Genomic DNA, 23,940 nt, shown 5'->3' with positions numbered 1-23,940 from the left:
GGCCTTCGGGGTGACGGCAGGTACGGGAACGCGACCGCATGGCCGTGGGTTCTAGCCGCTGAACCAATTCAGCGGAGGAACCCCGATGGCGACCACTAGTGCTTCCCGCAGCCGCAGCACCTCGAGCCAGAAGAACGGCGGCAGCTCGTCCAATCTCGGCACGCTCGCCGGCGTCGGCGCCGCCGGCATGGCGCTCGGTATGCTGGCGATGCTCGCCCGCAAGGCGGTGGTGCAGGCGCCGACCCTGCTCGCCGGCGAATGGGATCAGGCGCTCGCGGCCGAGCACAAGGCGGTGCTCAAGCTGTTCGACGCGATCGAGGCGACCGAGAGCCGCAACACCAGCAAGCGCTCGATCCTGCTCGCGCAGCTCAAGCATTCGCTCGCCAAGCACGCGCTGGAGGAGGAGAATGTGATCTACCCCGCGCTGCGCGAGGCCGGCGAGACCGACGCGGCGGACGAGCTCAACAAGGAGCACGGCTACATCAAGCAGTATCTCTACGAGCTTGAGAACATGCCGAACGACAGCCCGGATTACCTGACGACGGTGCGCAGGTTCCGAGCCGAGATCGAGGAGCATATCGCCGAAGAGGAGAACCAGCTGTTCCCGTCGCTCAAGGCCAAGCTCAGCGAGGAGAAGAACAAGCTGCTGACCGCGGCGATGAACAAGGAAGGGTTCAAGCTGGCCTGAGGCGGCCGAACGTCCCGGCCCTATCGCCCCAGCAGCTTCCCACGCTCGCGCACCGGCACCAGCCCTTCGAGCACGCCCCAGAAGCCGCCGACCGCTTCCTGCCCGGCGCGCGAATAGGCTTCGGCCATGCGCACGCTCAATGCCTGGAACAGCCGCGCCTCGATCGCGGCGCCCTCCACGGTGAGCCGCAGCAGACGCTGGCGGCGATCGCGATCGCCGGGACGGCTCTCGACCAGACCGCGCCTCGAGAGATCGGCGAGCACGCGGGCGAGCGACTGCTTGGTGATCGCGAGCACCCCCAAAAGCTCGCCGACGCTGAGGTTCGGCCTTCGCGCGATGAAGTAGAGCGCCCGCTGATGCGCGCGGCCGAGGTCGTGCTCCTCCAGCGCGAGGTCGATCGCGCGCGTTAGCTGACCATAGCCGAAGAACAGCAGTTCGATCCCGCGGCGGATCTCAGGCTCGGTCAGGAACAGGGGCGAAGCGGTGGCCATGTTGACCCCATCTGGCACCTCTCCTACTCGGCTGGCAACCGATGGAGCCGAGATGACCGCGCAACCCCTGTTCACCTTCGAACCCACCGCCACACCGACCTCTGCCAACGAGCGCATCTCGCGCCTCGCCGATCCGGGCTTCGGCCGCGTCTTCACCGATCACATGGCGGTAGCGCGCTGGTCGGCGGACAAGGGCTGGCACGATGCGAAAATCGTCGCGCGCGCGCCGCTGAGCTTCGATCCAGCGACCGCGGTGCTCCATTATGCGCAGGAGATTTTCGAGGGACTCAAGGCCTATCGCACGGCCGATGGCGGCATCACGCTGTTCCGCCCGCAGGCGAACGCCGCGCGCTTCCGCAACTCGGCGCGCCGGATGGCGATGGCGGAGCTGCCCGAGGAGCTGTTCGTCGCCTCGTGCCGCGAGCTGGTGGCAGTCGAGCGCGACTGGATTCCCGAGGGCGAGGAGGGCGCGCTGTACCTGCGCCCCTTCATGATCGCGAGCGAGGTGTTCCTGGGGGTGAAGCCCTCGGCCGAATATCTCTACTGCGTGCTCGCCTCCTCCGTCGGCGCCTATTGGAGGGGTGGGGTCAAGGCGGTATCGCTGTGGGTGAGCCATGACTATACCCGCGCCGCGCCCGGCGGCACCGGCGACGCGAAGTGCGGCGGCAATTACGCCAGCAGCCTCGCCGCCCAGGCCGAGGCGATCCGCCACGGCTGCGACCAGGTGGTGTTCCTCGACGCTGCCGAGCGCCGTTACGTCGAGGAACTGGGCGGCATGAACATCTTCTTCGTCTTCGCTGACGGCAGCCTGGCAACGCCGCCGCTGACCGGCACGATCCTGCCCGGCATCACCCGCGATTCGATCATCCGGCTCGCCCGGGACGAAGGGCTGACGGTGCGCGAGGAGCTCTACTCGATCGACCAGTGGCGCGACGACGCGGCATCGGGCAAGCTGACTGAAGCCTTCGCCTGCGGCACCGCCGCGGTGGTGACGCCGATCGGCAAGTTCTCCGGCCCCGGCTACGAGGTGACGATCGGCAGCGGCGGCACGGGCCAGACCACGGCGCGGATTCTCCGCCGCCTGTCCGACATCCAGCGCGGCAGCGCGCCCGACCCCCATGACTGGATCGACCGGCTGGCTTGAGGCTTTCTTTCGGAAGCGCGACCTTCTAAGGGCCTGCGCTTCCTGCTGGGGCGTCGCCAAGTGGTAAGGCAACGGTTTTTGGTACCGTCATTCGCAGGTTCGAATCCTGCCGCCCCAGCCAACCGAGTCCTTTAGATTCGGTTCCAATGCAGTGACTTAGGTAAAATTCGGATGGTCGACAACTCGACCCGGCTAGCCCCAGCCCGACCGGGCCTGACGGCTATTTTGCCAGGATTTTTGTCATGATTCGGTCCGAACGGCACCGGCACCACCTGGTTCCGGTTCTCCAGGCTATCAAGAACCCCGCGATCTCATAAGGAGCCGGACGGGAGGGCTTCCTTCCATGTTGCGTGCGCGGCCCCGAACTGCTTCGGGGCCGCGTATCGTCCAACAACGCTCTCATCTCGGGGTTCACGGTCTCTTGAGAATGGCGTCTATCCCGCCGCCGATGACCGCGAAACTCGTCCTCCTGATCCTCGGTAGCGTCTGCCTGTCCGCTCTCGCGCAGGTCGCGTTGAAGCTCGGTACGGGTGCCGTATCGGCTGCCCATCCGTCGGGCGTCGGCCATGAGATGAGCCAGCTGCTCCAGTCGCCGCTCGTGCTCAGCGGACTCGCGCTCTACGGCATCGGCGCATCCCAGTGGAACGGCTCCAGCGAACCAGCCGATCGCCGCGCCACGCCGCAGCCGTCGTCACGGGCGGTAGCGAGGTCAATACTCCCCTGGCAGCATCCTTCGGTGAATCGAGCCGTCCATGGCGCGAGACCATAGATCGCGCGAAGCTGTGCGACTTGTCCTGCGCTGCTTAAAGACTTTCTCGTCTGCGAACGGTGTGGGGTACCTAGCGCCGCCTAGGCGGCGGCGAGACTCCCCGCCGAAACGGCGCACGCTGTGCGCGAAGCCGCCGTCCGAATCTGGCCGATGCCGTTGAAAAAAGTCGGCGTTGAAGTGGTGGCGATGATCTGATTCAGCATTGTGATGCTGACAGGTGACGCGCAGTGATGGGTGAGCGGCGCGCGGCGCCAGTCCGCTTAAGGAAAGTTGTCGTGAAAGTTGCGGCGTCCAATAACTATCACTGCCCCGTCGGCTGACCCATCATTGTACAAACTGAAAGCAGGGCTCCGGAGCAGCGGAGGCTCCGGAGCCCTTTCCATACGGCCCTTCGGAGGGGGATTACATCCGGATGCGCAGGCCGACGGAAACGATGCGGCCGATCGGGTTCGACACGAAGCCGTTATAGCCCCAGGCGCCGCCTAGGATGCCCGCGGTGTTGCCGTTGTAGAAAGGCGGATCCTTGTCGAGGATGTTCTGGGCGTCGACATAGATCTGCCACCCCCGGGTGAAGTTGTCGCCCTGGAACTCATATTGCAGGTGAAGGTCGAAAGTATCGTTGGCCTTCACCTTGTCGCCGCCGCCGACCGGGTTGCCGACCGAATCGACTATGATCGGTGTCACCGTCGTACTGATCCAGTTCCGATAGGAGCCGGTATGGTTCCAGAACAGATCGATCGACATCCCGTCCTTCGCCCAGCCGAACTGCGCCCGGTTCTTGAACCGGACCGACGGGAAAGTAGTGTTGTAGCCCGACGTGTTAAGGATGCTGAAGTCCGTGCCGCCGCCGAAATTCTGCTGGAACTTGGTGAAATAGGTGAAGCCGGTGCCGATGACGAAGGTACCGAGCTCTCCAATCTCCGAGTTGTAATTGAACTGGCCGTCGATGCCTTCGACGGTCAGATTGAGCGCGTTGCGGCTGCTCTGGTCGATCAGGAAATAGACCTGCGGCGGGATCGCGCCGGATACCGACGCACCGTTGGCGATGTTGGCGAACTCGTCGATCTGCGCCTGCGAGCAGGTCTGCGGGCAGATGGTCAGCAGGTTGCGCAGGCCTGCCGAGTTCACGATCGCGCTCGGGCTCGGTGACGAGACGCCGCCGATGAACTTGTTGTGGAAATAGGTGAAGGCGGCGGTGAAACCGCGCAGGAAGCGCGGCGCGAGATCGACACCGGCGGACCAGCTGCGGCCCTTTTGCGGCGTCATGTTGGAAAAGCCGCCGCCAAGCTGTCGCCGCATTCCCTGAATCGCCGGAGTGCCGATCGTGCAGGTGGTGGCGTTGCACTCGACCCCGGGGATGTTCACCACCTCGGGATAGTTGGCGATCGGCACGGCGATCTGCGTGCCGTTCACGCCGACGCTGCCCGATGCATAGAGATAACCCTGCGCCGGATCGCCGATGACCGCCGTCGGCGGCGCCACGAATGCGCGGGAATAGTTGCCGCGCAGCTTGACGCCCTCCACCGGCTCCCAGTTCGCCGCGAATTTGGGATTGGTGGTCGAGCCGACGTCGCTGTAGCTGTCGTAACGGCCGGAGATGCTGAGATCGAGGCTGTGCACGAGCGGCACCTCCATGTCCGGAGAGACGACCGGGACATAGAGCTCTGCATAGAGCGACTTCACGTCGCGCTTGTAGTTGTAGACACGGAAGTTGGACCCGGTCGTCGTCGGCCCGGTGTTGTTGGAGCCGGAGATCTTCTGGGTCTGCTCGTACCACAGATATTCGCCGCCCATCGCGATCTTGACCTTGCCCGCGGGCAGGCTGAACAGCGATCCGTTCAGGTCCAGCTTCATCTGGTTGAACGTGTTGTAGTTCGTGTTCTCGCTGTTGTTCCCGTAGAGGGAGCGGACGACGGACTCGGGAGTCCGGTTGGTGCCGTCGAACGGCCGCCACACGTCGAGAGAGTTCGCGGTCGTCAGCGGCAGGTTGAGAGCGATGACATTCTGTCCCGGAATGTCCGTCGCGGTGGTGCTTCCGCTGAGCTGCGCGGTGCCGTTCAACGCCAGCAGGGCGCAAGCCGAGCAGAAGCCGTTGATGGTGTTGAGCGCCGAGCGATTCCAGCCGAACGCGTCGCTGAACGTCACCGTCCAGTCTTCGTTGACGCGATATTCGGCGACGGCCGTCGAATAGATCGAGTCCGATTGCGATTCGACTTCGCCATAATCGGCATCGGGCAGCAGGGCGAGCCAGCTGACCGTCTGCTGCGTGGCACCGGGAGCGCCGGCAGGCGCCTGGTAGAAAGGATTGATCTGGCCGCCCCTGCCCGACCCGGGGCCGAACACGGTCGCGTTGGTAATGCCGCCCGGCCCGTTCGCGTTATGCGTTTCCTGGCGACTATAGTTCAGCATCGCGGTGACGGTGAATTTGTCCGAGAAATCGTTCGTCACCTTGATCATGCCGTTCGCACGGAATTGCGACGGCAGCAGGTTGGCGTAGATCGAATTGTTGCACGGTGCATTATCTTGTATGTTGGCGACGGTCGAGGTCGCGTCCGGCGACAGGAACACGCCGCTGACACCCGGCGCCACTATGGTCGCGGGGCTGCATTGATAGCTGTTCGTGTTGGTGCCGCCGATCGGGCGATAATCACCCATGCTCGAGAAGCGGCGGTCCTTGTTCTTCAACGCCGACTGATCGGAATAGGCCCCCGCGACATAGACGCCGCCTGTCTCCCACTTCTTGCCCCAGATGAAGTTGAAGTTGGCATTATGATAGCTGTCGGCGAAGCCTGCCTGGGCATTCGCCTCGAAACCGTCGAAAGTACGGCGGGTGATGAAGTTGACCACGCCCGCGACCGCGTCCGAACCGTAAACCGACGAGGCGCCGTCGGCGAGAACCTCCACCCGCTGGATCGCGCTCACGGGAATGATGTTGGGGTCGGTCTGGGCGAATTGCGTGCCGCCGCCGGGAAGACGCAGGCCGTCGAGGATCACCAGCGTGGTGTTGGACGACGACCCCGCGAGGCTGTGGATCTGCGGCGAATAATAGGAATAGGCGTTCTCGCCCTGCGCCACCGAACCGGCAGTGGAAATGGATGGCACCGTGTTGACGAGCTGCGACGCGTTTACTGGCGCGGTCTTCTCGATCGTCTCCTGCCCGACCGAAATCAGGTTGGAGCCGACCGGCGCTACGCCGCGAATGGCGGAACCGGTGACGATGATGTCCGTCTCGGTAGTGGGCTCGGGCTGTGTGCTTTGGGGTGGCTGGACCGTTGCGGCGTTATCCTGAGCGAGCGCGGGCTGACCGGCCACCAGCACCGCCGCGATCGCGATAAGCGAACTGCTCAATTTTGCGGGCAGAATATCTCCCAACATTTTCCCTCTCCCTCTTTTCTGATATTTTCATATACTATAGGATTTAGGTCGACTTATGAGTTCCTCCGCGAGCTTCCTTCTCTTTTCTGGAGGTTGGCGTTGCGCTCAGCCGAGCGCGTTCAGTGCGGCTGGAAGCTATGCAGGCCGCGCGGATAGGGGTTGATCGCGACGCGCGTGGCCATCTGTCCGGGCTGTCCGCCAAAGCTGGCGCGATGCCACCGGCCCTGCGCCGCGGTCACCACGTCGCCGGGGGATGCGGTGAAGAAGGGCACGCCCTCGATCTGGTAATCGACGTTGCCTTCCATGACGAACCAGAACTCGTCATAGCCGAAATGAAAGTGGCCAAGGTCGCTTGCGGGTGGGGTCTTCACGCCCGGCCCGCGGATATTGTTTACGAACAGATGATCGCCAGCGATGAACGCGCCGGCCCGCTGCCCGCCGTTCACCACGTCCTTGTAATAATCGAGATAGGGCCGATCGGACGGACCATAGCGACCGTCCCCGCCCATCAGGGCAGCCTTCACATAGGTGAAGCCCGGCACATCCCTGGGCTTCTCCGGCGTCGTCGCGGTCGGATAGAGCGGCACGTCGCCGGCGCCATGCACCTCCAGCCACAGCGCCGGCTCATCGCCTACGCTTTCCAGGGTGAAAGGCAGGCGGAAGGGAATGTTGACCTCCCCTCCCTTGATGGCGACGAACGGTTCCTGTCCCTTGATGCTGACCCGCAGTTGCCCGCTCCAGACGATGAGGGCCGTCGCGTTGTCGGCGTACATCAGCGGCTCGGTCCGCTGCCCGGCCGCCATCTGGTGCCAGTCCGCCTCCAGGTCGCGGTTGCGAACGATCGGATGGGTCCAGCTTTTCTCACCCCCGTGCGCCGTGAGAATGTCGGAAAGCTTCCACCAGGGGCGGTTCGGCGTGTCATAGGCGCGCGGGGGCGTCCGCTTGGCCGACCAGGCGCTTTCCATCGGCGGACGGCTCGGAGCGCCGAAAGGAACTGGCGTCTGCGCGGCCGCCCCCAGTATGAACAAGGCAGGCGGACACAGATAGAAAACGGCCTTGGCGAATGCCATCGATCCTCCCCTCTCGCAGACTTTGCGTCTCGCAATTTATCATATAGGATATGATGCTGAGCCATTAGTCAAATAAAATTATCATCGTGAAAGAAGGGGAAGGGCGTGAAAGGCATCTGGCAACTGGCCGCGATCGGCGGGATCGCGTTGCTCCCCCAATGTGTCGCCCAGGCCCAGGAGGACGGCTGCGCGGGCATGGACGACCCGTCGGCGCGCCTCGCCTGCTATGATCAGCGGTCGGGCCGGGCAGCACGAGGAAGCCAGCCGGTTTCCGTTCCGGCCCCGCCTGCTCCGGCACCATCGTCGCAATCACCAGGCCAAGCCCTGGCCGAGAACTACGAGAATCGCCGGGACGCTCTCAAGAACCGGACGGATTTCAACAGCCGGCTGAAAGCGGTGATCGCCCTGCGCCACGGCTATTACCGGCTGGAGCTGGAGGACGGCACGGCGTACGACACCACGACCGTCGCGCCGCCGCCGCCTGTCGGCGAGACCATCCACGTCCGCCGCTCCGCATTCGGCACGACCTTCTTCGACATCGACGGGCGCAAGCCCTTCACCGTCAGACTGTCGCGCCGCCAATAGGCGCCGCCTCGCCGGCCTCTCGAGCCGGCTGCTCGAGCAGTCGGTTCGGATCGACTATCGCCCAGGCGAGCACACCCGTCAGAACCACGGCGGCGCCCGCGTAGAAGGCGGCAATCCAGCCGAACTGCGCGGCGATCATCGGCGTCAGCGTGGAGGTCAACGCGCCGCCGATCTGGCATCCCATGTTCATGAAGCCGGAAACGACGCCGCTGTGCTGGCCCGCAATGTCCGCCGTCACCGACCAGAAGGAGCTTTGCGAGAGATAGATCGCGCCCGCGCCGCCGGCCAGGATCAGCACCGCGAGCGGCGCATTGTCGACCATCGATCCGCAGGCCAGGAACAGGCCTGTCAGGATGAACGATACGATGCCCAGGCCGGAGCGGCCCCAGTAAAGGCCGTAGCGCGCCGAGACCCTGTCGTTGATCACCCCGCCGAGCAGACAGCCGAACGTCATGCACAGGAAGGGCAGCATGGAGAAAACGGCGCTCGATTTGACGTCGAGATGCCGCGCTTCCGCCAGATAGATGAAGAACCAGCTGAAGAAGATCCAGATCACGTAGCCGAACGCGAAATAGCTGATGAACAGACCCCAGACGTTGCGGCTGGTAAGAATCGTGCCCCAAGGAATGGGCACATGCGAGGCGGTTTTGGCCGGCGGCAGGCCCGCCTCGATATGCGCCAGCTCGGCCGCGTTGACCGATGGATGCTCCTGCGGTCGGTCGCGCGCCAGCAGGTACCAGACGGCGGCGGCAACAAGCCCCAGAGCGGCGCAGACGTAGAATGACGCCCGCCAGCCGCCCCACAGAATGATGGCGGTGATGAGCGGCGGCGTGATGCCGGACCCCGCCCCCACCCCGGCAAAGATCCATCCATTCGCTTTCCCCCGTTCCTGCGCGGGAATCCAGCGCGACAGGAATTGATTGCCGCACGGATAGACGACCGACTCGCCGATGCCGAGCGCGAGCCGGGTCAGCGCCAGCAGCAGGAGCGCGCCGCTGCCCTGCGGATGGATGATCGCAGTCGCCGCGGTGAACACACCCCACCAGAGCAGCGCGCCGGTCAGCACGATGCGCGGACCGTAGCGCGCCGCGAGCCAGCCGGCCGGAACCTGGAACAGGGCATAGCCGATCAGGAAGGCGCTGAAGACCCAGCCCAGCTCGATCTGGTCGATGCCATATTCCTTCCGCATCTCCACGCCGGCGACCGAGATGTTCGTGCGATCGAGAAAGGCGATCGCGCTGATGATGAACAACAGGAAGATGAGGCCCACCCTGACCTTGGACCGCGCAGCTCCGCTCATGAGATCCTCCCGCCCGGCTTGTATGCCAAACAATATAGTATATGATCTTTAGTAAAGCGGATGCACGTCCGCGTAAACAGGCAAGAGCATCGGGAGAGGGAGCGATATGGGCATGATGACGCCGCGCGTGGGGCTGGTGCTGATCGCCTTTTTAGCGCTCACGGCGGCGCAGGCCGCGCCGCCGCTCGCGCAACGCATCGGCCGCAGCGATCCCGATAAGATGCAGCTTGCGACCGGCGTCCATGGCGGCGCGGGCACGATGAGATTCGGGGCGCTGCTCGGGGCGAGTGCGCTCAGCACCAACTTCATCTTCCTCCACCGCGGCACGATCGCGCCGAAGAGCGGCATCGGCCAGCATTTCCACAACGACTGCGAGGAGATGTTCGTCATCCTCGACGGCGAGGCTGAATTCACGATCGATGGCCGGACCTCGCGCCTGGTCGGGCCGGCGGGCGCGCCGGACCGCAAGGGTCATGCCCATGGCATCTACAATCCCACCGACAAGCCCGTTCAGTGGCTGAACATCAACGTCGGCATGACGAAGAGCTATGACAATTTCGATCTGGGCGACCCGCGCACCAACGCCATGCTCGATCCCGTGCCGCAGTTCATCACCATGCGGCTCGACCGCAGCCTTCTGAAGCCCGCGGCAGGGATCCTGCCCGACGCGACCGGCGCCGTGCTCTACCGCCGCGCTCTGGGGCCGACGATCTTTTCGACGGCCTGGTCCTATGTCGATCATATCCTGCTGCCCGCCGGCTCCGCGCTAGGCCGCCGCGCTGAGGCAGACATGAGCGAGGTCTATTATGTGATGTCCGGCACCGGCGAGGTCACGCTGGGCGACGAGACCACGCCGATCAGGGCCGGCGATGCCGTGCCCGTCGACCTCGGCGAAGCGCGGGCGATCCGGCAGACCGGTGGCGCACCGCTCGAGCTGATGGTCATCGGCGTCGCGCGCGATCTGGCGGCGAAGGCCCGTTATCGCGCGGAGGCCGAAGCGCGCCTGCGGCCGCGCCGATAGCCGCGACAGCCATTCCTCCCCGCCGACGGGGAAACCATCACAACAAGGAGAGAAGCCATGGACAGGCGTCACATGCTGAAAGGACTGGCCGTGCTGGGCATCGGCGCGACGACCGGGGCCGCCCGCGCCAGCGCCCAGACCGCTCCGCCCCCGCGCAAGCCCATCGTCCTCTATTGCGACCTCGCCGTCGATCCTGCACGCGAACAGGAAATGCTCGACGCGTTCCACAATCATTTCAAACCCGCCGCCGAAACCTTTCGCGGCCGCGGCTATGTCGACCTCAAGATGCTGAAGCTGCGCACCGTGATCCAGGGCGGTCCCGCGCCGGCCCCCGGCATCAACTATCGCTTTCAGCTCACCTATGAAAGCGAGGAGCAGCGGCAGGTCTGGATCAAGTCGGACGTGCACCAGAAGAACTGGCCGCTGATCGAGAACACCGTGCTCAACAAGGATTATCTGGTCCTGCTGACCGACAGCGTTTGAGCGGAAGCGGCCGATGCCGGCCTGCCTCTCTCGTCTTCCGCCGATCCATCGAGGGAATAGCGCCATGTCCTTCCGTCTACGCGCCGCTCTGCTTGCAGCGGCCCTTTGCCATCTGAGCACACCGTTGGCGGCGCAGGGGCCTGCGCCCGCGCCCGCCGCGCCGTCGATCGAGCGGCTCGACCCCGCGCTCGACGCGGTCATCGCGCCGGGCACGCCGATCGAGCGCGTCGCCACCGGCTTCGGCTTCACCGAGGGGCCGATGTGGCACGAGGGACGGCTCTGGTTCTCCGACGTGACGGGGGACAAGATGCGGGCGGTGACCCCGGACGGGAAGGTGGAGGAACTGATCGCCAATGCGGGCGGGCTTCCCGATCCGCCTGCCGGGGCCAGCATCGGCTCGAACGGCATGGCACCCGCCCCGGACGGCACGGTGCTGATGACGCAGATGGGCGCGCGCCGCATCGTGACGGTCGCGCAGGACATGAGCCTGCACCCTTTCCTGTCGGACTATCGGGGCAAGCGGCTGAACAGCCCCAACGATCTCATCTATGACAAGACGGGCGCGCTGTGGTTCACCGATCCGCCATTCGGCCTCTTCAACGGCATGGACAAGGACCCGGCCAAGGAGCTGCCGTTCAACGGCGTGTTCCGCTATGCCGACGGCAAGCTGACAGCCGTCGTTACCGACATGACCTTGCCCAACGGCATCGGCTTCTCGCCCGATTTCAGAACCCTGTACATCGGCAATTACGGACCGGACAAATATGTCCGCGCCTATGACGTGGGCCCGGGCGGCACACTGTCGGCGCCGCGCGAGCTGATCCGCCTGCCGGCCGGTCCCGGCGGGCCGGACGGGCTGAAGGTCGACACGGCCGGCAATATCTGGATGACCGGCCCGGGCGGCATCCGCGTCGTCACGCCACAGGGCAAGGTCCTGGGCCAGATCAAGCTGCCGGAAACCGCCGCCAACCTCGCCTTCGCCGAGGACGGCCATAGCGTCTACATTACCGCCAGCACCAGCATCTATCGCCTGCGCAGCAAGGTGAAGGGCATGATGCCGCTCTATGCCGATGCGAAGTGAGCGGCGGCGGGCGGCGACCGCCTTGCCTGTGCCCGCCCCTATTGGCGGCTGCTCGCGTCGGGCGCGCCTGCTGAAGGAGTGGCGGGCGCCGCCGCATAGTTCTTCGCCAGATAGGCGGTGATCACCTTGATCTCTTCGGGCGACACCTCGGCGCCGCGATCGGCCATGCCCTGGACGGTCGCCGCCCATTCCGCTTCGGTCCGCCGCTTCTGGAAGACCTGTCCGGTCGAGTGGCAGAAGCCGCAGCGCTCATTGATGAGGTCGAGGCCCGGACCAGGCGGCGGCACCGCCGCGGCGGCCGGCGCCGGCGCCTGCTGAGACAGCGCTCGCGCGCCGATCAGCGGCAGGGTGAGCGCCATGACGATCAATCCGACTATACGCATGTCATGTTCTCAGGGCAGGGCATAGGCGACCACCGCGTCGCTGGTGGCCGGTGAAAAGGCGAACCCCCCGGTCGCGACGACGGCGACCATCTGCCGTCTCCCGACGGCATAGGTCATCGGCGTTCCGTAGTTCGAGCCCGGCAGCTCGGCCGTCCAGAGCAGCTTGCCCGTCTTCGTCTCGAAGGCGCGCAGGCGCTGGTCCTTGGTCGCGCCGATGAAGGTGAGGCCGCCCGAGGTGGTGAACGGGCCGCCTGCGCTGGTGATCCCCGCGTCCTTGAGCGCTGGATGACCGGTGTCGCCCAACGGCCGGCGCCATGCGACCGTGCCCTTCGCGACATCCACGGCCACCAGCTCACCCCACGGCGGCTTGCTGCACGGGAAGCCGGTTTCCATGTCGGCGAAATAGGCATAGCCGCCCTTCATCCCCCAGCTTCCGTCCGGCTGCCGCTCCAGCTGCTGCGGGCTGCCGAGCTCGTTGAGGTTGACGACGTAGAGGCCGAGCTTCGGATCGAACGCCCCGCCCCCCCAGTCGACGCCGCCGAGGCTGCCGGGAAAGGTATTGACCGCGCTGTCCGCACGCAGCGGCTGGAAGGGCTTGCTCGGCGCGACGTTCAAGTCCCTGGCGACCTGCTCGCACTTCGCCTTGAGCTCCGGCGTGGCGTCGAGGATGTCGCCCGGACCGTAGGACAGGCGCGACAGCGGCGGCGGCGCCGCCGGCATCGGCTGGGTCGGCCAGGGCTGCTCGCCGGGAATGTCCGTTTCCGTCGGCACGGGCACTTCGCGCACCTCGAACAGCGGCTTGCCCGTCACGCGGTCGAGGATGAACATGATCGCCGTCTTGTTCATCGCCACCAGCGCCGGGATCACCCGCCCGCCGCGCCGCACGTCGATGAGGGTCAGCGTCGGCAGGTCGAGGTCCCAGATGTCGTGGTGGACCGTCTGGAAATGCCAGAGATACCGGCCGGTCGCGGCATCCACCGCGACCACCGAGTTGCCATAGAGATTGGCGCCCTTGCGATCGCCGCCCCAGCGGTCGAACGTCGGCGTGCCGATCGGCAGGTAGGCGATGCCCCGCTTCTCGTCGACCTGGACGAACGTCCAGACGTTGGTGCCCGACCGCCCCTTGGTGCTGCCCGGCTCCCAGGTGTCGGCGCCCGGCTCGCCGTCGCGCGGGATGGTGTGGAAGGTCCAGACCAGCTTGCCGGTCCGCGCGTCCCAAGCCCGGACGTCGCCGGCGGCGCCCTTGACCGGCATCTCCTGAACCCGCGAGCCGGAGATGACCAAATCCTTGTAGATCGCGGGCGGGCTGCTCATGCCGAGCGGCGCGGCCTTGAGGCCGTTCATCACCTCGGGCGTCTTCAGGTTGACGATCCCGGCCTCGCCGAACTCGGCGGCCGGATGCCCCGTCACCGCGTCGAGCGCGATCAGCTTGCCGGACCGCGTGCCGAAGAAGATGCGGGCGCCCTTCCCCTTGGCTCCGGGCCAATAGGCGACACCGCGCGTCGAGGGCTGGTCCTTGTTCGCAAGGACATAGGCCCAGCGCTCCCGCCCCGTCGCGGCATCGAGCGCGACGACGCGGTTATAGGGCGTGGAGAGATACATGGTGCCGTCGACGACCAGCGGCGTCGCCTCCGACGCGGAAAACCCCGTCGCAAAGCGAGCCCGCATTCCGTCGGGCATCGGCCCCACGTCGGCGGTCACGCCAGGCGGTCGCATGTGATACACCCACGCCTGACGCAGCTTATCGACGTTCGCGGTGGTGATCTGCTTGAGCGGCGAGTGGCGCGCCCCGCCGGGGTCGCGGCCGTAGCTGGGCCAGTCCCCGTTCTTGGGCGGAGCCGCGATGGCAACGCTCCCGAGGGCGGTTGCGAGAGATATCAATGACGCCAGTGCAACGGACCGGCGGAACGGGGATGGAGCTTTCAACGACATGCCTCTCCTGAAGGCGGGATCCGGTCCTTCATCGAGGCCGGTTGTCCTTTTGCGATCAGGATGCTAGCAGAGCTCAAAATCATATACAATATGATCTGTGGCTGGAAATTGGCGCCGTCTGACGGTGCGTGAGGGAGAAGGATATGGCGCTGCCGCTCGCCGGCATTCGGGTGCTCGACGTTTCGCAGGTCATGGCCGGCCCGTTCTGCTGCATGTTGCTGGGCGACATGGGTGCGGACGTTATCAAGGTCGAGCCGCCGCAAACGGGCGATTCGACCCGACATTCGATGGGCTTCCGCCTGAAGGGGGAGGACAGTCCCGGATTCCTCGCGCTCAACCGCAACAAGCGGAGCATCGCGCTCAACCTCAAGGACGATGGCGACCGGGCGGTGTTCTACGCGCTGGTGAAGAGCGCCGACGTGCTCGTGGAGAATGCCCGCCCCGGCGTGGCGGCGAGGCTGGGCATCGACTATGACACGCTGGCGAAGATCAATCCCCGCCTCGTCTACGCCAGCATCTCCGGCTTCGGCCAGACGGGCCCCTGGGCGCAGCGCCCCGGCTTCGACCTCATCGCGCAGGCAATGTCGGGCATTCTCAGCTCCAACGGCTTTCCCGGCATGGAGCCCGCGAAGAACAGCATCGCCGTCGCGGACCTGGGCGCGGGCCTGTTCTCCGCCTACGCGATCCTCTCGGCCGTCATCGGACGGGAAAAGAGCGGACAGGGCCAATATATCGACGCCTCCCTGCTGGAAGCCGCGCTCGGCCTTTCGATCTGGGAAACCACCGAGCTGTGGGGAACCGGCAAGCCCCCCACGCCCATCGGCTCCGCCAACCGCATGTCCGCCCCCTATCAGGCAGTGCAGGCATCGGACGGCTGGTTCGTCATCGGCGCCGCCAACCAGGGGCTGTGGCTCACCTTCCTGCAGGTGCTCGGCCGCCCCGAGCTCCAGGACGACCCGCGCTATTCGAGCAATGCCGCGCGCGTCGTCAACCGCATCGCGCTGATCGAGGATCTGGCGCCGACCTTCCTCACCCGTACCCGGCAGGACTGGATCGACGCATTGCTCGCCGCCGGCGTTCCCGCCGCCCCGATCCTCGACTATGGCGAGGCGGTGACGAGCGAGCAGGCGGTCGCCCGCGAGATGGTGATGCAGGTGCCCCATCCGGTGGAAGGCGAGTTCAAGGCATTGGGATTCCCGGTGAAGATGCGCGGCACGCCGCAGCAGGTCCGCCTCCCTCCCCCGCTGCTCGACGAGCATGGCGCGACGATCCGCCGGGAGCTGGAAGAGACGGGCCTGCTCACGCCGCAGCGGGAAGGCGCCAAATGAGCGACGCGCGCCTGATCTACGAGAAGCGGGGCAACCAGGCTCATGTCCGCTTCGACAATCCCGCCGCCCATAATGCGCTGACGAGCGCGATGTGGCACGACCTGCGCGACGCCGCGCGCGACATCGCCGCCGATCCCGGAATCCGCGTCGCGGTGTTCCGCGGCGTCGGCGGCAAGGCGTTCATATCGGGCACCGACATCTCCAAGTTCGCGGATTATGCGACCGGCCAGCAGGGCGTCGACTATGAGCGCGACATCGACGACTGCATGGGCGCGATCGACGCGATCCCCTGCACGACCATCGCCGTCGTGGAGGGCTGGGCGGTGGGCGGCGGCCTCAACATCTCGTCGGCCTGCGATTTCCGCATTGCTACGCCGGACGCCCGCTTCGGGTCGCCGATCGGGCGCACGATCGGCAATTGCCTGTCCGCCGCCAGCGTGGCGCGGATCGGCGCCGCGGTCGGCTTGCAGCGGGCCAAGCGCATGGTGCTGCTGGGCGAGATGCTGACCGCGCAGGAACTGCTCGGCTGCGGCTTCCTGCTGAAGATCGCCGAGCGCGAAACGCTGGATGCGGAAGCCGGGGCGCTGGCGGAGCGCGCGGCCGAGAATGCGCCGCTCACCACGCGCGCGACCAAGGAAATGATCCGGCGCATCGCCTTCGGCAACCTGCCCGATGTCGAGGACCTGATCGCGCAGGTCTACGGCAGCGCCGATTTCCGGCGAGGCGTGGCGGATTTCCTCGCGCGCACGAAGAAGGTGCCGGACTGGAGCGGGAGATAGGGAAAGCTACTCCTCCGGCTTCTGCGCCGAAATCCTGACATTGGGCATCAGCGCCGCGTTGGGCGGCAGCGGCAGCTTGCCCGGCGGGAAGCCGTTCGCCTCGAACATATACGCCTCGATGTCCGCCACCTTGCGGCCACCCAGGCTGCCCGGCGCGTTCAGCGGCATGGTCGACTGGATTCGGCCGAACAGATCTCCGGCCGAGGTGTTGTTCCAGTTGTTGAGAAAAGTCGGACCAGCGAGCGCCGGCGCCACGTCGATCCCGGCCAGCGTGTCGCCATGGCAGGCGGCGCAGTTCTCCGCATAGGCGACCTTGCCGCGCGCGGCCTGCTCGGCGGTGTAGACGCCGCTCCACACGTTGCGCTCGGGCGCCTGCGCGCGCGACACGACGGCACCGCCGAGAAGCAACGCCGCGCCTGCCAGCCAATATCCCTGCGTCCCCTTGCCCATCATGCCACTCCCGGAAGTCGGAACGCCACGAGCTCGGCGCTGTAGTTGCCGCCGCCGATCGCGACGACGATATATTGGCGTCCGTCCAGCATATAGGTCATCGGCGACCCGCTCTGCGGCGCGGGCATGTAGACCGCCCCTTTCTCTTCCCCGGTCGCCTTGTCATAGGCGCGCAGCATCGCGCCCCTGATGCCATACTCGTTGGTGTAGAAGCCCGCCTCGCCGCAGATGACGAGCGTCTTGGTGCACAGCGGCCCCAGATTGCCGGCGCGGCCGGTGCGCGGGATCTTCAGCCCCTTGAGCGCCGGATGATCGCGGACGTTGTCCGGCGTCTCGCCATGCGCGATCTGCCATTTGATGTCGCCTTTGCTCAGGTCGATCGCGGTGATGCGGCCATAGGGCGGCTTGAGCAGCGGCAGGCCCTGCACGGTCAGGAAGCCGGGCGGCGGACCCGAGCCCGGCTTCGCCGCGGGCGGGCGCCGGAATTCAGTGGCCTGCTCCGCACCCATCGCCACCTGCGGCCGCACCTCCCGGCCGGCGATGCCGTGCACTTGCGGAAATTCGGAGACGCTGGGATCGTCGTTGGGGATGATCCCGATCACCGATGGCTGAGTCTTGGAATAGACGAAGACGGTGTGGCTCTCCGGATCGTAGCAGCCACCCGGTCAGTTCGTCCCGCCCTGGATGCCCGGAGCGGAGATGGTGCCCCAGCGGCCGGGCTTGCTCACCACCGGAGGCGTATAGAGCGGCCCGATCTTGTACTGCTTCACCAGTTCGACCGCCTGGGCGCGCAGTTCCGGGGTGAAGTCGATCAGGTCGTCGACGGTGACCCCCTGCACGTCATAGGCGGGCGGCTTGGTCGGAAAGGGCTGGGTCCTGGCATACCATTCGCCCGGCACGTCGCCCGCCTCCACCAGCCGTTCGACGATCGGCCAGATCGGCTTGCCGTTGGTGCGGTCGAGGACGTAGAGGAAGCATTGCTTGGTCGGCTGGGCGAGCGCCTTCACCGTTTTGCCGTTCACGGGTATGTCACACAGGATCGGCGCGCAGGGGATATCGCGGTCCCACAATCCGTGATGGACCAATTGATAGTGCCAGCGCCGCGCACCAGTCTCTATGTCCAGCGCGACGAGGGTTTCTCCGAACAGGGCGTTGCCGCGACGGAACAGCCCCATCTCGTCCCCGGTGGGCAGCTCGACCGGCACATAGACCAGGCCGAGCTCCTCGTCGGCGGACATTTCCGCCCACACGCCGGCATTGCCGGCCTCGTCGGCATCGCCGTTCAGCCAGCTGTCATAGCCATACTCGCCCTTCCTCGGGATGGTATGGAATATCCATTTGCGCTTGCCGGTCCGCACGTCGAACCCGCGCACATAGCCCTTCACATTCTTGCGGATCGCCGGCACGTCGCCTGCCGCATGGGCGGCGCCGACGACGACGACGTCGCGCGCGATCAGCGGCGTCGCGTGCAGGCCGACATCCGCCGTCTCCAAATCGATCTCCTGGTCGAAATCCTTCTTGAGGTCGACCACGCCGCCGACGCCGAACGCGGGATCGGGAAGGCCGGTCGCCGCGTCGAGCGAAACGAGCTGGTAGCCGATCGTCACGAACAGGATGCGTTCCCGCGTGCCGTCGGTCCAGTAGGAGCAGCCGTGGCCCGAGAGCTGGCGCGGGGAGTTGAGCGCGCGCTGCCCCTCGTCCTTGCGGTACATCCACAGCAGCTCGCCGGTCGCCGCGTCGATCGCCACGCAATCGCGGCGCGACCCGGCGGTCAGGAACAGCCGTCCCTTGATCAGCAGGGGCGTAGCCTCGAACTGATACTCCTTGCGCGCGCCCAATATGTCCGTCTTGAAGCTCCAGGCCGCCTGCAAGTCGCCGAAATTCTCGGCATTGATCTGGTCGAGCGGCGAATAGCGCGTATTGGCCTGATCGGCCGCATAGTGGCGCCATTCCGTGTCCGCCGCTCCGGGCGGCACCTCCGCCGCCGCGCGCCGCATCGGGCCGATCCCCATGGTTGCGACGACTGCGGCCGTCCCGCCCAGAAGCCTGCGTCGGGTTATCCTGAACATCGCGCTTCCGGCCCCTCCCTCACCTCACGCCCTGCCGCGTTACGGACGCCTGCGGGTCACCAGCTCACTGCGATGTATTTCGCCTCGCAATATTCGAGCAGGCCGTGGTGCGCGCCCTCCCGCCCGAGCCCGCTTTGCTTGACGCCGCCGAAGGGCGCAGCCGCGTCGGACACGAGGCCGCGATTGATCGCCACCATGCCGGCTTCGATGCGCTCGGCCATTTGCAGGCCGCGCTTCAGATCACCGGTGTAGACATAGGCGGCCAGGCCGTATTCGGTCGCATTGGCGAGCGCCACGGCCGCCTCCGGGTCGTCGAACGGGATCACTGCCGCCACCGGGCCGAACACCTCCGTTGTCAGGATTTCCGAACCCGGCTGCACGTTCGCGATCACGGACGGCGGATAGAAGAAGCCCGTGCCCGCCGGCGCCTTTCCGCCCAGCTTGACTTCGCCGCCACGGCCAACGGCGTCCGCCACCAGATGCCCGATCTTCTCGACCGCCTGCCGGTTGATCATTGCCCCGCACTGCGTCGCGACCTCGATGCCGGGGCCCATCTTCATCGCGCCCATGCGTTCGACCAGCTTCGCGACGAAGGCGTCGTGAATGCCGCGCTGAACGTAGAAGCGGTTGGCGGCCGTGCAGGCCTCGCCCGCGTTGCGCATCTTCGCGATCATCGCGCCTTCGATCGCCTCGTCGATGTCCGCGTCGTCGAGGACGAGAAAAGGCGCGTTGCCGCCCAGCTCCATCGACGAGCTGATGACCTGATCGGCCGCCTGGTGCAGCAGGATGCGCCCGACCTCGGTAGAGCCGGTGAAGGACAGCTTGCGCACGCGCGGGTCGTGCAGGATGCCACTGCAGACCGGCCCCGGATCGCTGGTGTTGACGACATTGACGACACCGGCCGGCACGCCGGCGCGGCGCATGATCTCCGCGACGGCGAGCGCCGTCAGCGGCGTTTCTTCGGCTGGCTTGAGGATGCAGGTGCAGCCCGCCGCCAGCGCCGGAGCGATCTTGCGCGTCGCCATCGCGGCGGGGAAGTTCCACGGCGTGATGAGCAGCGCGACGCCGATCGGCTGATACTGCACCATGATGCGATTGGCGCCGGACGGTGACAGGGCCAGCTCGCCGTTGATGCGCACCGCCTCCTCCGCATACCAGCGGAAGAATTCGGCGGCATAGGCCACCTCGCCGCGCGCGTCGGACAGCGCCTTGCCGTTCTCGAGCGTGATCAGCTGCGCCAGCCATTCCTGCTCGGCCATCATCGCATGGAAGCAGGCGAGCAGGATCTCGGCGCGCTTGCGCGGCGGGGTCGCTGCCCATTGCGGCGCCGCCGCGGCGGCGGCATCCACCGCTGCGATACCCTCCGCCGGGCTCGCGTCCGCGACCGAGGTCAGCACCGTCTCCGTCGCCGGGTCGAGGATGTCGATGCGCCGGCCGCCGGCGGCGGAAATCCAGGCACCGCCGATCAGCAGGTCGGTGGGAATGGCGAACGGGCCGGCATGACCGTCGGTCGTCGTGCAGGTGAAGCTGTTGGTGGTCATGGGGACCTTGTTCTGGGGATCAGACGAGTTTCAGCGCCGCCCGCTCGCCTGAAAAGGCCGCGCGGGTGATGCTCTGCATCGCCGAGAGATCGAGAGGACGCGGATTGTTCTTGACCAGCCGGGCGGCATTCAGCGCGTTTTCCGCGACAAACTCCTGCTGATCGGCCTTCAGGCCCAGCGCGGCGAGCGAGCGGGGAATGTTGACGCGGCCGAGCAGGTCCGCGACCGCATCGATGAAGGCCTGCGACATCTCCTCCTCCGGCGCTTCGGTCAGATTGACCGTGCGCGCCAGCTCGGCGAAGGACGGGATGCAGAAGGGCTGGTTGAACTGCATGACGAAGGGCAGCAGCGTCGCCACCCCGTCCCCATGTGCAGTATGCGTTAGGTTGCCGACCGGATATTGCAGCGCATGTGCCGCCGCCGTGCCCGCCGTGCCGAACGCGCAGCCCGCCGCCAGCGCGGCCAGCATCAGCCCTTCCCGCGCCTCGATGTCGCTGCCATCGCGATAGGCCCGTTCGAGGAACTGGAAGATGTTGGCGACGGCAAGCCGCGCGAAATGATCCGAGAGCGCATTCTTGCCGACGAACACATGGTCCTGAGTCAGCATGGGATCGGCGGGACGTGCCAGCGTCGTATAGGCTTCCACCGCGTGGGTCAGCGCATCGGCCCCCGAACAGGCGGTCAGGGCCGGCGGACAGCTGACGGTCAGCTCCGGATCGCAGATCGCGATCAGGGGAATGATGTGGGGACTGGCGATGCCGACCTTCGTGCCGCGCTCTTCATCGGATACCACCGCAACCGGTGTCACTTCCGACCCGGTGCCGGCCGTCGTCGGCATCGCAATCAGCGGTATGACCGGGCCGGGCACCGCGAACTCGCCGTAATAGGACCGGATGTCGCCCCCGTGGGCCAGCAGGACGGCGACCGCCTTGGCCATGTCCATGGAACTGCCGCCGCCGATGCCGATCACCAGATCGGGCGCGAAGCCGCGCACCTCTTCGACGCAGGCCTCGATCGACGCGATCGGCAGATCCGGGATCGTCCGGTCGAAAACATGGACCTCCAGGCGATGGGCGCGCAGATCGGCGACCATGGCGTGGAATTCGGGTTGGGCACCTTGCCGTGCGTCGGTGCAGACCAGGGCGCGCTTGCCGCACTTGCCGGCGGCAGAGCCGAGCGCATGTCGCTGCCCGCGTCCGAACAGGATCGAGCGCGGCAGGCGGAGAGCGCCGAAGATGGGAGGGAGGTCGCTCACTTCCTGCTACCGTCCGCGCCATATTGCTTCAGATAGGCGATCACGTCCGTACGATCCCGCGGCGCGGCCATGCCAGGAAAGATCATCTTCGTGCCGGGCACGAGCTTGGACGGCCCCTGGAGCAGCTTGTCGATGCTGGCTTCGTCCCACTTGATGCCGGACGCCTTCATCGCCGGCGAATAGCGATAGCCCGCCTCGCTGCCCGCCGGACGCCCGATCACGCCGTTCAGCGCCGGACCGATCGACCGGGCCGGGTTCGGGCCAACCTTGTGGCAAGCCGCGCAACGCGTGAAAAGCTGCTGCCCGCGAGCGGGGTCCCCCTTCGGGGCGGGCGCAGCGATCGCCGCGCCGGCGATCACTGCACCTATGCCGACAGCGAATATCCAGGTCTTCACGTACACAACCTCCTATCGAGCGCGCCGCGCGCGCCCTGTTCACACCAATGCGCCGGGGCGCTTCAGATATTTCTTCGTGATGGCGTCGGCCGCCCAGAAGGCGAGCGCCCCGACCGGCCCGGTCGGATTGCGGCCTGCATTCTGCGGGAACACGCAGGCGCCGAGCACGAAAACGTTCGGGACGTCCCACGACTGGCAATATTTGTTGAGCGCGCTCGTCCTCGGGTCGTCGCCGAACACCACGCCGCCCGTATTATGGGTGGTCTGGTAACGGGCGCTGTTGAAATGTCCGAAGTTGCGCGGGGTGCCGGCGCCGCCTTGCTTCCGCCCGGTAATCTCTGCCGCGATCCGCTCGCATACCGCGGTGTGTGCCGCCATGAGCCTGCGTTCGTTCGGCTGCCAGTCGAAGGTCAGGCGCAGCAACGGCCGGCCGAAGGCATCGCGATAGGTCGGATCGAGATCGAAATAATTCTGGCGATAGCTCATCACCGCGCCTTGGTGGCCGATCGCGGAGACGTGCTGATAGGCGTCGACCATCGCCTTCTTCCATCCCTTGCCCCAGCGCGGCTGGCCCGGCAGGGTGGGATGATAGGTCAGCGGATCGCCGCTGTTGTTGCCGATGCTGATGCCGCCGCCGCCGATGTAGCCGGCCCTGGCGAAATCATAATTGTCGCCGTTGAAATCGTCGATCCAGGTGCCGAGCGCCCCTGACCCCATGAAGGGATTGGTGAACACATTGCTGTCCAGCAGGATGAACGCGCCGCCCCCGCCCTGGAACGCGTAATTGCGGCCGATGACGCCGGTATTCGTCTTGGGATCATAGGGCTTGCCGATGCGGGAATGGAGCATCAGGTGGACGTTGCCCGTGACGAAGGCGCCCAGAATCACGAGGTCGGCGGGCTGCTCCAGCTCCCGCCCCTGCGCATCGACATAGGTGACGCCGGTCGCCCGCTTGCCGTCCGGGGCGAGATTGACCTTCACCACCGTCGCATTGGTGCGCAGCTCGAAATTGGGGTTCCGACGCGCCAGCGGCAGCATCAGGAAATGCGGGCTCGCCTTCGCGTTCGCCTCGCAGCCATAGGCGGTGCAGTGTCCGCAATAATGGCATTGGCCGAGCGCGATGCCGTCCGGGTTCACATAGTCCTGCGAACAGTTCGCCGTCGGGATCGGAAACGGGTTATAGCCGAGGTTCCTCGTCGCCTTGTCGAACAGCATCATCATGTGTGACGCGGTCATCGGCGGCGTGGGATATTCGTTCTGGCGCGGCGCCTCGAACGGATTGCCGCCCGGCATCTTCCGCCCCTTGATGTTCCCAGCCTTGCCGGAGATGCCGCATACCTTCTCGAACTTGTCGTAATAGGGTTCGAGCTCGTCGTAGGAAACCGGCCAGTCCTGAAGGTTCATGTCCTCCGGAACGATGCCCTTTCCATATTTCGCGACGGTGCCGGAGCGCATCTTGTGCTCCCACTCCAGCCAGCGCCAGGTGAGCCCCGACCAGTGCGCGCCCGAACCGCCGACGTTGGTGCCGGGCCAGTAGAAGCCATGCTGGCGGATCGGCAGCGCGACCTGGTCCATGCTGTTGCGGAAGGTGATCGTTTCCTGCGAGAGGTCCTGCACCATGTGCAGGCGGCGCGAATATTTGAGCGCGTCGTGCGCCTGAGGACCCGCGAAGTCGGGATTGGTATCCTGCGGCCGGCCCCGTTCGAACATCACGACCTTAAGGCCGGTCGGCGCCAGTTCCTTGGCCATGATGCCGCCGGTCCAGCCTGAACCGACGATCACAACGTCCACGGGCGGAAGC

Annotated in this window: 20 protein-coding genes, 1 tRNA gene and 1 pseudogene; 10 read left to right on the top strand and 12 right to left on the bottom strand. The window is 66.0% G+C overall.

The window, feature by feature from the left end; translation table 11 throughout:
* The first annotated feature begins 85 nt into the window (after window positions 1-85).
* Window positions 86-688: a hemerythrin domain-containing protein gene (locus ACMGER_RS08285; protein ID WP_436811603.1), complete on the top strand. Its 603-nt coding sequence runs from the start codon at window positions 86-88 to the stop codon at window positions 686-688.
* Between the two features lie 20 nt (window positions 689-708).
* Here ACMGER_RS08285 and ACMGER_RS08280 read toward each other — a convergent pair whose 3' ends face one another.
* Complete coding sequence (locus ACMGER_RS08280) at window positions 709-1,179, bottom strand: MarR family winged helix-turn-helix transcriptional regulator (protein ID WP_436811602.1); 471 nt, start codon at window positions 1,177-1,179, stop codon at window positions 709-711.
* 52 nt (window positions 1,180-1,231) lie between these two features.
* Between ACMGER_RS08280 and ACMGER_RS08275 the strand changes: the two genes are divergently transcribed.
* From ACMGER_RS08275 to ACMGER_RS08265, 3 genes are all read left to right on the top strand, one after another.
* The gene (locus tag ACMGER_RS08275) at window positions 1,232-2,323 is read left to right on the top strand and encodes a branched-chain amino acid aminotransferase (protein ID WP_436811601.1); all 1,092 of its coding nucleotides are present in this window, start codon (window positions 1,232-1,234) and stop codon (window positions 2,321-2,323) included.
* Between the two features lie 46 nt (window positions 2,324-2,369).
* Window positions 2,370-2,444 (top strand) — tRNA-Gln (locus ACMGER_RS08270).
* Window positions 2,445-2,771: 327 nt separating this feature from the next.
* Window positions 2,772-3,092, top strand: coding sequence for a hypothetical protein (locus ACMGER_RS08265; RefSeq protein ID WP_436811600.1), 321 nt, complete (start codon window positions 2,772-2,774; stop codon window positions 3,090-3,092).
* A 402-nt stretch (window positions 3,093-3,494) separates the two neighbouring features.
* Here ACMGER_RS08265 and ACMGER_RS08260 read toward each other — a convergent pair whose 3' ends face one another.
* Together ACMGER_RS08260 and ACMGER_RS08255 are read right to left on the bottom strand one after the other, a co-directional pair.
* Window positions 3,495-6,440: a TonB-dependent receptor domain-containing protein gene (locus ACMGER_RS08260; RefSeq protein ID WP_436811599.1), complete on the bottom strand. Its 2,946-nt coding sequence runs from the start codon at window positions 6,438-6,440 to the stop codon at window positions 3,495-3,497.
* A 146-nt stretch (window positions 6,441-6,586) separates the two neighbouring features.
* Window positions 6,587-7,537: a cupin domain-containing protein gene (locus tag ACMGER_RS08255; protein ID WP_436811598.1), complete on the bottom strand. Its 951-nt coding sequence runs from the start codon at window positions 7,535-7,537 to the stop codon at window positions 6,587-6,589.
* 105 nt (window positions 7,538-7,642) lie between these two features.
* On the opposite strand from ACMGER_RS08255, the gene ACMGER_RS08250 reads away from it, so the two are divergent.
* Window positions 7,643-8,122, top strand: coding sequence for a hypothetical protein (locus ACMGER_RS08250; protein ID WP_436811597.1), 480 nt, complete (start codon window positions 7,643-7,645; stop codon window positions 8,120-8,122).
* Here the strand turns inward: ACMGER_RS08250 and ACMGER_RS08245 are convergent.
* Window positions 8,100-9,422 carry an MFS transporter gene (locus ACMGER_RS08245; RefSeq protein WP_436811596.1) on the bottom strand — a complete coding sequence of 441 codons (1,323 nt, stop codon included), beginning with the start codon at window positions 9,420-9,422 and terminating at the stop codon, window positions 8,100-8,102. The two genes, ACMGER_RS08250 and ACMGER_RS08245, sit on opposite strands and share 23 nt — an antisense overlap.
* Window positions 9,423-9,534: 112 nt before the next feature.
* On the opposite strand from ACMGER_RS08245, the gene ACMGER_RS08240 reads away from it, so the two are divergent.
* The 3 genes from ACMGER_RS08240 (at window position 9,535) to ACMGER_RS08230 (ending at window position 12,007) form a co-directional block, all read left to right on the top strand.
* Window positions 9,535-10,443: a cupin domain-containing protein gene (locus ACMGER_RS08240; protein WP_436811595.1), complete on the top strand. Its 909-nt coding sequence runs from the start codon at window positions 9,535-9,537 to the stop codon at window positions 10,441-10,443.
* Window positions 10,444-10,500: 57 nt separating this feature from the next.
* On the top strand, window positions 10,501-10,926 hold the full coding sequence (locus ACMGER_RS08235; protein ID WP_436811594.1) for a hypothetical protein: 426 nt from the start codon (window positions 10,501-10,503) through the stop codon (window positions 10,924-10,926).
* 64 nt (window positions 10,927-10,990) lie between these two features.
* The gene (locus tag ACMGER_RS08230; protein WP_436811593.1) at window positions 10,991-12,007 is read left to right on the top strand and encodes an SMP-30/gluconolactonase/LRE family protein; all 1,017 of its coding nucleotides are present in this window, start codon (window positions 10,991-10,993) and stop codon (window positions 12,005-12,007) included.
* Between the two features lie 38 nt (window positions 12,008-12,045).
* Here the strand turns inward: ACMGER_RS08230 and ACMGER_RS08225 are convergent, their stop codons facing one another.
* Both ACMGER_RS08225 and ACMGER_RS08220 read right to left on the bottom strand, forming a co-directional pair.
* Window positions 12,046-12,390, bottom strand: coding sequence for a c-type cytochrome (locus ACMGER_RS08225; RefSeq protein ID WP_436811592.1), 345 nt, complete (start codon window positions 12,388-12,390; stop codon window positions 12,046-12,048).
* Between the two features lie 9 nt (window positions 12,391-12,399).
* Window positions 12,400-14,271 carry a pyrroloquinoline quinone-dependent dehydrogenase gene (locus ACMGER_RS08220; protein WP_436811591.1) on the bottom strand — a complete coding sequence of 624 codons (1,872 nt, stop codon included), beginning with the start codon at window positions 14,269-14,271 and terminating at the stop codon, window positions 12,400-12,402.
* Between the two features lie 194 nt (window positions 14,272-14,465).
* Between ACMGER_RS08220 and ACMGER_RS08215 the strand changes: the two genes are divergently transcribed.
* Window positions 14,466-15,650: a CaiB/BaiF CoA transferase family protein gene (locus ACMGER_RS08215; protein ID WP_436811590.1), complete on the top strand. Its 1,185-nt coding sequence runs from the start codon at window positions 14,466-14,468 to the stop codon at window positions 15,648-15,650.
* The gene (locus tag ACMGER_RS08210; protein WP_436811589.1) at window positions 15,647-16,429 is read left to right on the top strand and encodes an enoyl-CoA hydratase; all 783 of its coding nucleotides are present in this window, start codon (window positions 15,647-15,649) and stop codon (window positions 16,427-16,429) included. Before ACMGER_RS08215 ends, ACMGER_RS08210 begins: the two co-directional genes overlap by 4 nt.
* 6 nt (window positions 16,430-16,435) lie before the next feature.
* On the opposite strand, the gene ACMGER_RS08205 is transcribed toward ACMGER_RS08210, so the two are convergent.
* The 6 genes and pseudogenes from ACMGER_RS08205 to ACMGER_RS08180 form a co-directional block, all read right to left on the bottom strand.
* On the bottom strand, window positions 16,436-16,879 hold the full coding sequence (locus tag ACMGER_RS08205; protein ID WP_436811588.1) for a c-type cytochrome: 444 nt from the start codon (window positions 16,877-16,879) through the stop codon (window positions 16,436-16,438).
* Window positions 16,879-18,876: pseudogene (locus ACMGER_RS08200) on the bottom strand (outer membrane protein assembly factor BamB family protein). The gene ACMGER_RS08205 and the pseudogene ACMGER_RS08200 overlap by 1 nt, the downstream one beginning before the upstream one ends.
* A 128-nt stretch (window positions 18,877-19,004) precedes the next feature.
* Complete coding sequence (locus ACMGER_RS08195) at window positions 19,005-20,489, bottom strand: NAD-dependent succinate-semialdehyde dehydrogenase (RefSeq protein WP_436811587.1); 1,485 nt, start codon at window positions 20,487-20,489, stop codon at window positions 19,005-19,007.
* 19 nt (window positions 20,490-20,508) lie between these two features.
* Complete coding sequence (locus tag ACMGER_RS08190; RefSeq protein WP_436811586.1) at window positions 20,509-21,744, bottom strand: iron-containing alcohol dehydrogenase; 1,236 nt, start codon at window positions 21,742-21,744, stop codon at window positions 20,509-20,511.
* Window positions 21,741-22,103 (bottom strand): c-type cytochrome, encoded by a 363-nt coding sequence (locus tag ACMGER_RS08185; RefSeq protein ID WP_436811585.1) that lies wholly within the window; start codon window positions 22,101-22,103, stop codon window positions 21,741-21,743. The genes ACMGER_RS08190 and ACMGER_RS08185 overlap by 4 nt, the downstream gene beginning before the upstream one ends.
* Window positions 22,104-22,178: 75 nt before the next feature.
* Window positions 22,179-23,930: a GMC family oxidoreductase gene (locus ACMGER_RS08180; RefSeq protein WP_436811584.1), complete on the bottom strand. Its 1,752-nt coding sequence runs from the start codon at window positions 23,928-23,930 to the stop codon at window positions 22,179-22,181.
* Window positions 23,931-23,940: the final 10 nt, after the last annotated feature.

The sequence above is a fragment of the Sphingomonas astragali genome (assembly GCF_051400615.1).
GTDB lineage: Bacteria > Pseudomonadota > Alphaproteobacteria > Sphingomonadales > Sphingomonadaceae > Sphingomonas.
The sequence above is the reverse complement of the archived record's forward strand: the minus strand, read 5'-3'. Positions and strand labels throughout refer to the sequence as shown.